Here is a 13,427-nt window from a genome sequence, read left to right on the forward strand (position 1 = left end):
TGAACGAGTCACCCGTAGTCGGGTACGCTCGATTCATCTGATCTCAGGAGGTTCACATGGGATTCACCAGTCCCTGGCACTGGGCGATCGTTGCGGTGGTCGTCATCATTCTGTTCGGTTCCAAGAAGCTGCCCGACGCTGCTCGTGGACTCGGCCGCTCGTTGCGCATCTTCAAGAGCGAGGTGAAGGAGATGCAGAACGACGGTAAATCCGACACCGACACCACCACGGCACAGCAGCCGACCGCTCCTGCACAACTGCCTCCGCCTGCGCCCGTAGCCCCGGCGAACGTCGACGCACAGCACGACGCGAAGTCTGCCTGAGCGCAGACCGCTCAGCACACCTTCGGTGCCACGTGGGCACCGAAGGTTCACTGCTGTCGGTGACGGCCCGGTGCCGTCGGCCGACCGAAGAAGGCTGACCGAACAACACCATGCGCATTCCGTTCGATCCGCGGCGTAGCAAGCGCCGAGTCAATCCCGACGGCACGATGTCGTTGGTCGATCATCTGTACGAGCTGCGGACCCGGCTCCTGTGGTCGCTCGTCGCTGTCGCCGTCACCACGTCGTTCGGGTTCTTCTGGTACTCGCACACGATCCTCGGCGTCGAAAGTCTCGGTGACCTTCTGCGAGGGCCGTACTGCACACTCGATCCGAACCTTCGCGCGAACTTGAGCAACGACGACCAATGTCGCCTGCTCGCGACCGGACCGTTCGATCAATTCCTGCTGCGATTCAAAGTCGCGTTCACCGCCGGGGTCGTACTTGCCTGCCCCATCTGGCTCTATCAGATCTGGGCGTTCATCACGCCCGGCCTGTATGCCAACGAGCGGCGGTACGCCGTCTCCTTCGTCACCGGAGCGGCTGCTCTCTTCGTCACGGGCGCCGTCTTGGCGTACTTCGTGGTGGCCAAGGGCCTGCACTTCTTGCTGTCGATCGGCGACAACGTACAGATCACCGCGTTGAGTGGCGATCAGTACTTCGGATTCTTGATCAACCTCCTCATCATCTTCGGTGTCAGCTTCGAGATTCCGCTGCTCGTGGTTGCTCTGAATTTCGTCGGCGTGCTGACCTACGAGCGACTCAAGGCGTGGCGTCGCGGTCTGATCTTCGGTCTTTTCGTTTTCGCCGCCATTGCGACACCGGGGCAGGACCCGTTCTCGATGTTGGCGTTGGCGTTGGCGTTGACGGTCCTCTTCGAAATGGCAGTGCAGATTGCGCGAATTCACGACAAGCGTAAGTTGCGCAAGAGAAGAGACGAATGGGGTGATGTGTCAGATGACGAAGCAACACGTATCGAAGGCGCAAGTACGATCGAGTCCCCACACGCTGTCGCTCCGACACCGCCGCCCAGCGGATTCGGTGCAGCAACCCGTACCGAGTCACAGTACGAGGACACCATCTGACGTCCGCCGATGCGTCGGGACCGACGCATGACGGAGACCACGGCCGACGTCCAGCCGAGCACGACACCCACCGAGCTGCAACGTTTCTCGGCCGAACTTGGCTTCCCGCTCGACAGGTTCCAGGTCGATGCATGTACCGCGTTGGAGAACGGCCACGGCGTTCTGGTCTGTGCCCCTACCGGTGCAGGCAAGACGGTGATCGGTGAGTTCGCCGTTCACCTGGCCCTCGCAGCCGGGCGAAAGTGCTTCTACACCACACCGATCAAGGCGCTCAGCAATCAGAAGTTCGCTGAGCTGACCGCACGGTACGGCCGCGACACAGTGGGCCTGCTCACCGGTGACTCTTCGATCAACCCCGATGCCCCCATCGTCATCATGACGACGGAGGTTCTGCGAAACATGCTCTATGCATCGTCGGACGCGCTGCGAGGACTGTCACACGTCGTGATGGACGAGGTGCATTATCTGGCCGATCGCTTCCGGGGGGCGGTGTGGGAAGAGGTCATCCTGCACCTGTCCGACGACGTGCGCCTGGTGAGTCTGTCGGCCACGGTCAGCAACGCCGAGGAGTTCGGCGCGTGGATGAGCACGGTGCGCGGTGACACCACGGTCGTAGTGGACGAGAACCGACCGGTACCGCTCTCTCAGCACATCATGGTGGGGCGCCGGTTGTTCGACTTGTTCGACACCAGAGCGCAGTCACCCGACGGTAGCCAGAAGGTAGTGGTCGACCGCGAGCTCGTCCGGCACGTCAAACAGCGCCAATCTCTCGACTCGATGGACCGCTGGCACGCACCGCACAGCCGAGGCCGCGGCGGTCGAGGTGGCGGGGGAGGCCGCGGTGGCGGTCAGGGCAGCGGGGCCAACAACCGGCCACTGGCCCGGCCGGATGTGATCGCCAAACTCGACGAAGAGGGTTTGCTCCCCGCGATCACGTTCATCTTCAGCCGCGCCGGGTGCGACGGTGCGCTCACCCAGTGCATGCGCTCGCGTCTGGTGTTGACCACGCCCGAGCAGGCCGAAGAAATTCGGTACATCGTCGAGAAGCACACCTCGGAACTTCCGCGCGAGGACCTCGAGGTTCTGGGCTTCTGGGAATGGCGTGATGCACTCGAGCGTGGCTTTGCCGCCCATCACGCCGGTATGTTGCCCGTCTTTCGGCACACCGTGGAGGAACTGTTCGTCAAGGGCCTGGTCAGAGCCGTGTTCGCCACCGAGACACTGGCGCTCGGTATCAATATGCCGGCCCGAACGGTAGTACTGGAAAAGCTGGTCAAGTTCAATGGTGAAACCCATGCGGAGCTGACCCCGGGGGAGTACACACAGCTGACCGGTCGCGCCGGACGACGTGGCATCGATGTCGAAGGCCATGCCGTCGTGCTGTGGCAGCCGGGTACCGAACCGACCGAGGTGGCGGGTCTCGCGTCGACCCGTACATTCCCGCTACGCAGCTCGTTCGCGCCGGCATACAACATGTCCATCAACCTGATCGAGCAATTCGGTGCCGCGGATTCGCGTCTGTTGCTCGAGCGATCTTTCGCCCAGTTCCAGGCCGACCGCTCGGTGGTCGGCATGGTCCGGGGCATCGAGAAGAACATGCAGACGCTGGACGCGCTCGGTGCACGCCTGGGCGGACCCGACGGCGAATACTTCGAGTATGCGCTGCTGCGAGAACGCCTCAAAGACCGCGAGAAGACTCTCGAACGCCAGAGCCGCTCGGATCGACGAGACAACGCGGTCGATTCGCTGCGTGCCCTACGTCGCGGCGATGTGATCTCGGTGCCGACCGGTCGCCGCAGCGGCCTTGCCGTCGTCTTGGAGCCGGACGACGACCGGGCCGATCCGCGTCCGCTCGTACTGACCGAGGACAAGTGGGCGGGCCGACTGTCCGCAGCCGACTTCCCCTCGCCGGCAACGTCACTCGGAACAATGCGGCTACCTCGATTCGTCGACCATCGCACGGCGAAGACTCGCCGTGATCTCGCGGCGGCGTTGGTCACGCGTGGGATATCGCAACCGTCGGACCGTATCCGACGAAAGTCGACAGCAGCGGACGACAAGGAACTCGCCACCCTCCGCCGGGCCATTCGATCGCATCCGGTGCACGCCCGACCCGATCGTGACGAACTCGGCCGTACCGGCGAGCGCTACAACCGGTTGGCGCGAGAGACCGAAACGATGCGTCAGAAGGTGTCGGCCACGACGAACTCCCTGGCTCGCACCTTCGACCGGATCCTGGCGCTGCTCGCCGACCGCGGGTACGTCACACCGGGTAAAGATCCCAAGGTGACCGACGACGGTGCCAGGTTGAGCCGGATCTATTCCGAGTCCGACCTGCTGGTGGCGGAATGCCTCCGCGGCGGCCTGTGGCAGGGTCTGTCGCCCGCCGAGTTGGCAGCGGTGGTCTCGGCAGTCGTCTACGAATCGAGGTCGGAGGGAGACATCACTCCGCACGGTCCGACGGGTCCGATTCGACACGCACTCACCGAGACGGTCCGGGTATGGCACGAGCTCCGTTCGGACGAAGTTCGGCACAAGCTGCCGCCGACCAGAGAACCCGACATGGGTTTCGTGAAGGCCATCTACAAGTGGGCGTCCGATCACTCGTTGGTCGATGCCCTAGTCACGGCCGGGGACAACGGCAAAGCACTCTCGGGTGGAGACTTCGTGCGGTGGTGCCGACAGGTGATCGATCTTCTCGATCAAGTTCGGCTCGCGGCCCCGGAGCCGGAGCTGTCGAGGACGGCGGCGCGCGCTGTCGCAGCCTTGCGCCGCGGAGTGGTCGCCGTCGATGCCGCATAAGAAGGAACAGCCGAATCGGACTGCCGGGTCGGTACGGCGGAGACTCACGCAGGCGAGCTACTGTACCCCCGACGAATCCAAAATTTCAGTGGAGGCGAGATGAGCGGCCCATACGGTCCGACCGACCCCGACAACGGTTGGTCGCGTACACCCGACCAGCAGGACGGCTCCGCCGAAGACGCACCGGAGACACGCGCCGACACTCCCGGATCTCCTGGTCATTCCGCGGGCTCCACTCCCGGATCTTCACCGGACTCGCAAACCTCGGCACCGTCGGCATGGGGCCAGTACGGACAGCCGCCCGCAGCGTCGACCACGCCGTACGGAGAGTCAGCGCCGGGCGCATACGGGCAGAATCCACAGCAGCCCGGCGGTCAGTACCCACAGGGCCAATACCCACCGACCGGGTATCCACAGGGCCAGTACCCGCACGCCGGCTACCCCCAAGGGCAATACCCGCAGGGGCAATACCCGCAGGGGCAGTACCCTCAGGGCGCGTATCCCCAGGGCCAATACCCCCAAGGCCAGAGTCCGCAGGGCCAGAATCCACAGGCACCGGCCGGTCAGAACCCCACCGATCAGTACCCGGCCGGCCAGCAGTACGGAGCGCCCTATCCCGGGGCGGGCGCACCGCCGTCCGGTGACGCGGGCTATCAAAACCCTTACGCCCCACAGCAATTCGGCGGCGGTCAATACGGTCCCGGTCAGTACGGTGCCACTGCGTACGGACAACAGCCGCAGCAACCATGGAACCCGAACCAGCAGTACCCCAATCAGCAGGTGCCCGGTCAACCGGGCCCGCGGCCGGCCGGATCGCAGTCGAAGAAGCCCCTGATCATCGTCGGTGTCGTCATCGCGGTCGTTGCGGTGCTCGCACTGGTGTTGTTCTTCGCATTCGGCCGCTCGACCACCCTCGATACTGCGGCCGCCCAAGAGGGAGTCCGTAAGGTCGTCACGGAGTCCTACGGAGCGTCCGACGTCTCGGGGGTGTCCTGTCCCCAGGACATCGAGGTGAAGGCCGGCACCAGTGTGGATTGCACCCTGACGGTCGACGGAGCGTTCAAGAAGGTGACGTTGACCTTCCTGGACGACGACGCCAATTACGAGGTCTCGCTACCGAAGTAGTCACCTGAAATTGCTCGGTCAGGTCGGCGATGCCGTGGCCGCCATCGCAGCGACGAGGCGGGCCACGGCATTTTCCACTCCGAGGGTCCCGGCAAGGTCGTTCAGTGCGTCGACGTCGGCGGGCTCGGCCGGGATCTCGTCCGACTTCGACAGCACGACGTCGGCGTCGGTGACCACTCGGACGACAGGAAGGGCCGCGTCGAGGTAGTCGCTCGCGTTGGCCAGTTTCGCCCGGATCCCCTTGGCCATGTCCGACGACGGATCGAGTGCCGCGTCACGCAATGCTGCAACGGACTCGTACTGCAGCATCAGGGTCGAGGCCGTCTTCTCTCCGATTCCCTTGACTCCCGGTAGGCCGTCCGAGGCGTCACCTCTGAGTAGAGCGAGCTCGGCGTACGCCGCGCCCGCGCGGTGCAGAGGGACTCCGTAGCGTTCGGAAACCAGTGCGGGGTCGAACATTTCGGCCTTGGCCAGCCCTCGACCCACGTACAGCACCCGAACCTCGTTCGGTTCGTCTGCCGCGACCTGCAACAGATCTCTGTCCCCGCTGACCACGACCACCGGGTCCTGTCGCTCCCGCGCAGCCAAGGTGCCCAGCACGTCGTCTGCCTCCAGCCCCTCCGCGCCTGCCGTCGCAATGCCCAGCGCGGCGAGAACGTCCATGATCATGTCCACCTGAGGAGTCAACGTTTCCGGAACCTCCTCGCTCTCGGCGACCTCGGGAGCAGCCTCTGCCACCCGGTGCGCCTTGTAGGACGGCACGAGGTCGACTCGGAACTGCGGCCGCCAGTCGAGATCGAGGCACACGGCCAGCCGACTGGGTTCGGTGCGTGCGATCAGCGCCGAGATCATGTCGAGAAAGCCACGGACGGCGTTGACGGGTCTTCCGTCAGGCGCCGTAATCGACTCGGGCAGTGCGTAGTAGGCCCTGAACCACAGGCTCGCGCCGTCGAGGAGCAGTAACGGCGACTTTCCGGGGGCGGTCATGGCGCTCATCTTGCCGTACGGCATTAGCCTGGAGGTATGAGTGTCGATACTTCGGTCAGTTCCTCACGTTTCTCCAGTGATGTCTACGCGTCGCGGCTCGCACGAGCTGCGCGTCTGACATCGGATGCGGGATTGGATGCGCTGCTGATCACCCCGGGTCCGGATCTGCAGTACCTGATCGGCTCGAAGGCCAGTTCGTTCGAGCGTCTCATCGCCCTGGTGGTGCCGGCCGACGGCAGCACCCCCAGTGTTGTCGTGCCGCGGCTCGAGCTGGCCGCGCTGGGAGATTCCGCGGCTGCAGATCTGACGCTGAACCTCGTCGACTGGGTGGACGGCGTCGATCCGTACGCATTGGTGGCTGCGGCGGTTCCGGCCGGAACGAAGACTGCCGTCGCCGACGCGATGCCCGCACTGCATTTCGTGCCGCTGGCCGAGGTGTTGGGAACTGTGCCGGTGCTGGCGACGGATGTGCTCCGCGAACTTCGGATGGTCAAGGACGAGGCCGAGATCGACGCGCTGCGGCGAGCCGGGTACGCCATCGATCGCGTGCATGCCCGCATGGGTGAATGGCTCCGCGTGGGCCGCACCGAGGCTCAGATCGCCGCGGACATTGCTGCCGCCATCGTCGAAGAGGGGCACACGGCTCCCGAATTCATCATCGTCGGGTCCGGCCCGCACGGCGCCGATCCGCACCACGAGGTGTCCGATCGTGTTGTGGAGGCAGGCGACATCGTGGTGATCGACATCGGCGGGCCCGTTGCACCGGGGTACAACTCCGACTCGACCCGCACCTACAGTCTCGGCGAGCCGACGGCGGAGATCGCCGAGCAGTACGCGGTACTCGAACGCGCACAGCAGGCAGCTGTCGATGCGGTGGTGCCCGGTGTCACGGCGCAATCCATCGATGCGGCCGCCCGCGATGTCCTGGTCGACGCCGGGCTGGGCGAGGCATTTCTGCACCGCACCGGTCATGGAATCGGTTTGTCCGTCCATGAGGAGCCGTACATCGTTGCCGGCAACGACATCACTCTGACCGAGGGGATGGCGTTCAGCATCGAGCCGGGGATCTACTTCCGTGGACAGTGGGGTGCGCGTATCGAAGACATCGTCGTCGTCACCGCGGACGGGTGTGAATCGGTCAATCTTCAACCCCACGGTCTGGCCGTCCTCCCGGTGTGACGACCGCGCGCGAGGCCGAGTTCGTGTCGGTCGTTCGATCCAATCCTGCTGTGGCCGAGATACTTCGACGTGCTCCGCAACTCGGCCTTCCCGGGTGGTACCTGACGGCGGGTGGCCTGTTCCAGACTGTCTGGAACCATCTCGCCGATCGGGATCCGCAGGCGGGTATTCGTGACTACGACTTCTTCTACTTCGACGACTCCGATCTGTCCTACGAGGCCGAGAACGAGGTGATCGAGACTGCGGCCTCGCTGTTCGCAGACCTCGGGGTGGACGTCGAAGTGCGCAACGAAGCACGCGTGCATCTCTGGTACGAGCAGCACTTCGGTAGTCGGATCGCACCGTTCGAGAGCACCGAGGATGCGATCGACCATTTCGTGTCCACCACGTGCTGTTTCGGAGTCACGTCCGATGCAGACGGGGGAGATGCCGTGTATGCGCCGCACGGTTTCGAGGATCTGTTCGCCGGAATTGTGCGGCCCAATCCGCGCGTGCCGATGCAGCACGTGTACGAGGCCAAAGCCGCCCGCTGGACGACGGAATGGCCGAACCTGACGGTTCTTTCCTGGCCGTGAAGGACGAGGCGGTGGCTCTCGTCAGCGATCGAGCAGTGAGCGACTACCCAGTACCCGTTGCACCTGAATCTCGATGACGACGCGGGTGGGGTTCTCCCGCGGTACGCGGTAGCGCTGGGCGTATCGGTTCTCGGCGTCGACGACGGATTCGCGATCGTCCCGCACCACGGCCGGCCCCTCCAGCGTCAGCCAGCGGGCACCGTCGATCTGAGTCACGGCCGCGTACGCTCCACGACCGGCGTTGATCGCTTTCTGCGACACGTCGTTGGTGATGACTCGGGCAATCTGCGCGTCGCCGTCGTATGTGAAGCCGACCGCTACGACGTGGGGGGTGCCTTCCGGGCGCAATGTTGTCAGCGTGGCAAGGTGCCTCTCGGTGAGGAATTCGATTGCGTCATCGGTGAGTGAAGTCGCGTCAGCGGGTTGTGCGGCCATAACCCGACTGTAGTGATGTGCCCCGACTGCCACGAGCGGGGTTCGATCGGCCAGACTGATCCGCGTGAGCAGACGAGCAGAACCCGCACCCGGAACGCTGTTGTTGCTGGGTGGACGAAGCGAGATCGGGCTGGAGGTCGCCACCCGATTGGCACCGGGGCGCACCGTCGTACTGGCCGCGAGACGCAGCAACGAGCTGGCAGCAGAACAAGACCGGGTGAAGCAAGCAGGCGCGGGCGCCGTGCACAGTGTCGAATTCGACGCGAACGCAATGGACACCCACGCCGAGTTTCTGAGTCGAATCGCACAGCTGCACGGTCCGATCGGGATCGTGGTTCTGGCGTTCGGTATCCTCGGCGACCAGGCTCGCGCCGAGAACGACGCCCAGCATGCGCTCGACATCATCACCACCGACTTCCTGGCTCAGGTGTCCGTACTCACTCACGCCGCGACGCTTCTCCGAGCACAGGGGAGCGGCGACATGATCGTGTTCTCGTCGGTCGCGGGTGTGCGAGTACGCCGCGCCAACTACGTGTACGGGTCCGCCAAAGCCGGCCTCGACGGATTCGCCAGCGGACTGAGCGATTCGCTGCACGGCACCGGAGTGCACCTGTTGCTCGCCCGTCCCGGATTCGTCATCGGGTCCATGACCGAGGGTATGGACCCGGCACCGATGTCGAGTACCCCCGGTCAGGTCGCCGACGTCGTCGTGTCCGCCCTGAACGAACGACGCAGCAGTGTGTGGATCCCCGGCACCCTTCGCCCGGTCTTCTTCGCCATGCGCCTACTGCCGCAATGGCTCTGGCGCAGGATGCCGCGCTGATGACGGTACCGACGCCCCGACCGATAGTCGTCGTCGGAATCGGCGCGGACGGCTGGGGCGGGCTGCCTGCGACCTCCCGCAGGGCCATCGAGAACGCCGATGTGGTGTTCGGTTCGGTTCGCCAGATCGCGAGTGTCCGGCCACACTGCACCGAAACAAGGACGTGGCCGAGCCCGTTGCTTCCGAACCTGCGGTCGACGCTCGACGCCTACGAGACGTCACTCGTCTGCGTGTTGGCCAGCGGTGATCCGATGTTTCACGGCATCGGGGTGACGTTGACGCGCGAGTTCGGTGCCGAGCGACTACGCGTGCACCCGGCACCGTCCTCCGTGTCGTTGGCATGCGCGCGGCTGGGCTGGGCACTGCAGGACACCCCGACGGTGTCTCTGGTGAACACGCCGGTCGAGACACTGTTGCCGGACCTGGCCGACGGTCGCCGGCTGATCGTGTTGAGTCGGGGGCGCAGTACACCGGGTGAAGTAGCGAGGTTGTTGTCTCGGAACGGGTTCGGCGGCAGCGTGATGGCAGTGCTCGAACAACTCGGCGGGCCGGCCGAACGCGTCGTCCGCGGTCGAGCTCGTGTGTCGGGCTTCGACGACGTCGACCCGCTCAACGTCGTTGCGCTGGAGTGCGTGAGAGATCCCGACGCCCCCCGCCACGGCCGCGTCCCCGGCCTGGCCGATTCCGCGTACACCGGCGACGGCCAGATGACCAAGCATGAGGTTCGAGCACTGACCCTCAGCGCGTTGGCACCAGCGCCCGGAGAACTGTTGTGGGACATCGGAGGCGGATCGGGAACCATTGCCATCGAATGGATGCGCACCGACAGATCCTGCCGCGCCGTGACGTTCGAAAGTTCGCAGGCGCGTCGTGAGCAGATCGAGGGCAACGCCCTGCAGCTGGGAGTTCCGGGACTCGTCGTCCACGACGCGGCGCCCGCGAGCTTCGCGTCCGTCTCGGCCGCGAATGCGGTACCCGACGCGGTGTTCATCGGTGGTGGACTGACCGGTGCCGACATACTCGAGGAGTGCTGGAAGGCGGTGCGCACCGGTGGGCGTGTGGTCGCCAATTCGGTGACCGCAGAATCGGATTCGTTGTTGCTGACTGCGGCAGCGAAGTACGGCGGCGAGCTCCGCCGATTCCAGATCTATCGCGGTGAGCCGTTGGGCGCGTTCACGACGTGGAGACCACAATTGCCGGTCACACAATGGAGTGCGATCAAGCGGTGAAGGTCCTCATTCTCGGCGGAACCACAGAGGCGCGGGCACTCGCGGCAGCGCTGGATCGGGTACGAGGAATCGAGACCGTCACCTCACTAGCGGGGCGGGTCGCGCGGCCGATACTGCCCGTCGGGCAGACGCGAATCGGCGGATTCGGCGGGCCCGATGCCCTGGCGGAGTGGCTGCGAGACAACGCGGTCGACGTCGTGGTGGACGCGACGCACCCGTTCGCATCCACCATCGGAACGCATGCCGAGCATGCCACCGCTGCAACGGGAGCCGCACTCCTCGTACTGACGCGGCCACCGTGGAACGAGATCGAGGGCGATCGGTGGACCGCGGTTGCCTCGTTGCCCGACGCGGCGGCGGCGATCACCCCCGGCAGCCGGGTGTTCCTCACGACAGGCAGGCAGGGCGTTCACCATTTCGCGGGTGTCGACCACTCGTGGTTCCTGGTCCGAGCGATCGACGCACCTACCGGACCGGTGCCACCGCGCATGCGCCTCCTGCTCGACCGCGGCCCTTTCGACCTCGATCACGAGTCGAAGGTGCTCGCAGACAACCGAATCGACTTGTTGATCACCAAGAACAGCGGCGGCGACATGACGCGGGCCAAACTCGATGCGGCGAGGGCAGTATCGATCCCGGTCCTCATGGTTTCCCGTCCCTCGGCAGCGACCTCGGCACCGATCGTGTACGAGGTGGAGACCGCCGTGGACTGGTTGACGAACCGGTTACGCGCTGCCCTCTGACGACTCGAGCCGAGACGGGTACCGCCGGGTGGTGAAGACTTTCGGACCGCTGCCGGTCTCCACCACCGTCGTCATCGAAGATCCGACAATGAGAAGGCACCTCATGTCGATCGACTCGGGGTCGAGGTCGCCGAGCGTCACGGTACGAACGGATTCGTGCTCACTGCCTACCGCACGACCGATCGTCACCGGGGTCTGTGGTGAACGATGCTCGAGCAGAAGATCTTTCATGGCTGCAACTTGCCAGGTTCGCGACTTCGACGCCGGGTTGTAGATCGCGATCGCCATATCGGCTTCGGCCACTGCCGAGAGCCGTCGGGCCACCACGTCCCAGGGCTTGAGGCGATCGGAGAGGGAGATGACGGCGTAATCGTGCCCGAGTGGCGCGCCGACGCGGCTGGCAACAGCATTGGCTGCCGTCATTCCCGGCACCACCCGTACCGGTACCGAACTCCATTGCTGTTCGGCTGCAACCTCGATGACCGCTGTCGCCATCGCAAAGACCCCCGGATCACCCGAGGACACCACAGCGACACGGCGACCCTGCTTGGCGAGGTCGAGGGCGAACGCCGCACGTTCGGATTCGACCTTGTTGTCGCTCGCGTGCCGTATCTGACCCGGCCGCGGCGGTACCCGATCGATGTAGGTGATGTAGCCGACGAGATCGGTGGCTGCGGTCAGTTCGGCTCGGACCTCGTCCGTCGTCCATGCATCGTCACCCGGACCGAGGCCGACGACGACCACTTCGCCCCTGCTGGTGGGCGTCTCGGCTCGGTTGGAGGGGCTCGGCACCACGATCATCGAGAAGTACGGGACGTCGTCCGCGGCGGCGGCATCGAGAACGCGTTGCTCGGGTGTACTGGCCCGCTCGACGTAGTGCGCCTCGTCGAGCCGGCCCGATCGTTCCAGTGCCTCCAGCACCGTCGGATAGGTCCGGCCGAGCTTCATGATGACCGCGGCGTCGGTGCCCCGAAGTCGTCGGGTCAGCTCGTCCACGGGCAAGGTGCCGGGCAGGACCGTCAAAACCTCGTCCCGTTCCACCAGCGGAGTCGCCAATGCGGCCGAAGCGGCACTGACCGAGGTCACGCCGGGGACCACCTCCACATCGAAACGGTGTGCCAGTCGTTTGTGCATGTGCATGTACGAGCTGTAGAACATCGGATCACCCTCGGCCAGAAGCGCAACCGACCGGCCGGCGTCGAGATGTGCGGCGAGTCGAGCGGCAGCGGACTCGTAGAACTCGTCGATCGCCCCCTGATACCCACCGGGATGAGCAGTCGCCTCGGTGGTCACCGGGTACACCAGGTGCTCCTCGAGCTGACCGTCACGCATGTACCCGGCCGCGAGGGCACGCGAGATGCTGCGGCCGTGCCGAGCACTGTGGAATGCAACCACATCGGCCTCGGCGATCACCCGGGCAGCTTTGACGGTCAACAGCTCCGGGTCACCCGGGCCGACGCCGACTCCCCACAACTTTCCGGAGGTGCTCATTCCTGTTCGCTCGCAATGGCATTGACCGCAGCGACGGTGATGGGACTGCCACCTCGTCTGCCCCTGACGACCAGATACTCCACGCCGAGGTCGGCGGCGATCAGATCTTCCTTCGACTCCGCTGCGCCGATGAATCCGACCGGGCCACCGACGATGGCTGCAGGTTTCGGGGCTCCGGCCGCGAGCATCTCCATCAGGTGGAACAGTGCAGTCGGCGCGTTTCCGATGGCGACGACGGCACCGCCGAGCTTCTCACCCCACAACTCCAGCGCGGCAGCAGTTCTCGTGGTGCCCATACTCCGAGCCAAATCCGGTACCCGAGGATCGGACAGGGTGCACAGCACCTCGTTGTCGGCCGGAAGACGGCGACGAGTGATCCCGGCGGCGACCATGTTGGCGTCGCACAGCACGGGTGCCCCCGCGCGCAGAGCGGTTCGGGCGGACCCCACCACGTCGGGCGTGAATCCGATGGTCTCGGTCAGGTCGATCTCACCGACCGCGTGGATCATGCGCACGACGACCTGGGCGACATCCGGCGCGAATCGAGACAGATCTGCTTCGGCCCGAATGGTTGCGAAAGACTGGCGGTAGATCTCCGCGCCGTCGCGGATGTAGTCGTGCATGCGTGTCACG

13 protein-coding genes are annotated in these 13,427 nt (G+C 65.1%); 9 read left to right on the top strand and 4 right to left on the bottom strand.

Features of this window, described 5'->3' with window-relative positions:
• The first annotated feature begins 56 nt into the window (after positions 1–56).
• From tatA to AC5WEY_RS14980, 4 genes are all read left to right on the top strand, one after another.
• Positions 57–323 (top strand): Sec-independent protein translocase subunit TatA, encoded by a 267-nt coding sequence (gene tatA / locus AC5WEY_RS14965; protein ID WP_495646404.1) that lies wholly within the window; start codon positions 57–59, stop codon positions 321–323.
• Positions 324–433: 110 nt separating this feature from the next.
• Complete coding sequence (tatC, locus tag AC5WEY_RS14970) at positions 434–1,405, top strand: twin-arginine translocase subunit TatC (RefSeq protein WP_495646405.1); 972 nt, start codon at positions 434–436, stop codon at positions 1,403–1,405.
• A gap of 27 nt (positions 1,406–1,432) precedes the next feature.
• Positions 1,433–4,207 (top strand): DEAD/DEAH box helicase, encoded by a 2,775-nt coding sequence (locus AC5WEY_RS14975; protein ID WP_495646406.1) that lies wholly within the window; start codon positions 1,433–1,435, stop codon positions 4,205–4,207.
• Positions 4,208–4,306: 99 nt separating this feature from the next.
• On the top strand, positions 4,307–5,332 hold the full coding sequence (locus AC5WEY_RS14980) for a DUF4333 domain-containing protein (protein WP_495646407.1): 1,026 nt from the start codon (positions 4,307–4,309) through the stop codon (positions 5,330–5,332).
• A gap of 18 nt (positions 5,333–5,350) precedes the next feature.
• On the opposite strand, the gene AC5WEY_RS14985 is transcribed toward AC5WEY_RS14980, so the two are convergent.
• Complete coding sequence (locus AC5WEY_RS14985) at positions 5,351–6,328, bottom strand: 5'-3' exonuclease (RefSeq protein ID WP_495646408.1); 978 nt, start codon at positions 6,326–6,328, stop codon at positions 5,351–5,353.
• Positions 6,329–6,355: 27 nt separating this feature from the next.
• Between AC5WEY_RS14985 and AC5WEY_RS14990 the strand changes: the two genes are divergently transcribed.
• Both AC5WEY_RS14990 and AC5WEY_RS14995 read left to right on the top strand, forming a co-directional pair.
• Complete coding sequence (locus tag AC5WEY_RS14990) at positions 6,356–7,498, top strand: M24 family metallopeptidase (RefSeq protein ID WP_495646409.1); 1,143 nt, start codon at positions 6,356–6,358, stop codon at positions 7,496–7,498.
• On the top strand, positions 7,495–8,073 hold the full coding sequence (locus AC5WEY_RS14995) for a nucleotidyltransferase family protein (RefSeq protein ID WP_495646410.1): 579 nt from the start codon (positions 7,495–7,497) through the stop codon (positions 8,071–8,073). The genes AC5WEY_RS14990 and AC5WEY_RS14995 overlap by 4 nt, the downstream gene beginning before the upstream one ends.
• A 21-nt stretch (positions 8,074–8,094) precedes the next feature.
• On the opposite strand, the gene AC5WEY_RS15000 is transcribed toward AC5WEY_RS14995, so the two are convergent.
• On the bottom strand, positions 8,095–8,508 hold the full coding sequence (locus AC5WEY_RS15000; protein WP_495646411.1) for a TIGR03618 family F420-dependent PPOX class oxidoreductase: 414 nt from the start codon (positions 8,506–8,508) through the stop codon (positions 8,095–8,097).
• A 64-nt stretch (positions 8,509–8,572) separates the two neighbouring features.
• On the opposite strand from AC5WEY_RS15000, the gene dprE2 reads away from it, so the two are divergent.
• From dprE2 to AC5WEY_RS15015, 3 genes are read left to right on the top strand one after another with little or no spacing between them, the layout of a single operon-like run.
• Complete coding sequence (gene dprE2, locus AC5WEY_RS15005; protein ID WP_495646412.1) at positions 8,573–9,331, top strand: decaprenylphospho-beta-D-erythro-pentofuranosid-2-ulose 2-reductase; 759 nt, start codon at positions 8,573–8,575, stop codon at positions 9,329–9,331.
• Complete coding sequence (gene cbiE / locus AC5WEY_RS15010; protein WP_495646413.1) at positions 9,304–10,560, top strand: precorrin-6y C5,15-methyltransferase (decarboxylating) subunit CbiE; 1,257 nt, start codon at positions 9,304–9,306, stop codon at positions 10,558–10,560. Before dprE2 ends, cbiE begins: the two co-directional genes overlap by 28 nt.
• A complete protein-coding gene (locus tag AC5WEY_RS15015; protein ID WP_495646414.1) occupies positions 10,539–11,303 on the top strand; it encodes a cobalt-precorrin-6A reductase in 765 nt (254 codons plus the stop codon). Before cbiE ends, AC5WEY_RS15015 begins: the two co-directional genes overlap by 22 nt.
• Here the strand turns inward: AC5WEY_RS15015 and cobJ are convergent.
• On the bottom strand, positions 11,286–12,794 hold the full coding sequence (gene cobJ, locus AC5WEY_RS15020) for a precorrin-3B C(17)-methyltransferase (RefSeq protein ID WP_495646415.1): 1,509 nt from the start codon (positions 12,792–12,794) through the stop codon (positions 11,286–11,288). The two genes, AC5WEY_RS15015 and cobJ, sit on opposite strands and share 18 nt — an antisense overlap.
• Positions 12,791–13,417, bottom strand: a complete 627-nt coding sequence (locus AC5WEY_RS15025) for a precorrin-8X methylmutase (RefSeq protein WP_057478755.1) — start codon at positions 13,415–13,417, stop codon at positions 12,791–12,793. Before AC5WEY_RS15025 ends, cobJ begins: the two co-directional genes overlap by 4 nt.
• Positions 13,418–13,427: the final 10 nt, after the last annotated feature.

The sequence above is a fragment of the Rhodococcoides sp. S146-33 genome, assembly GCF_059489205.1.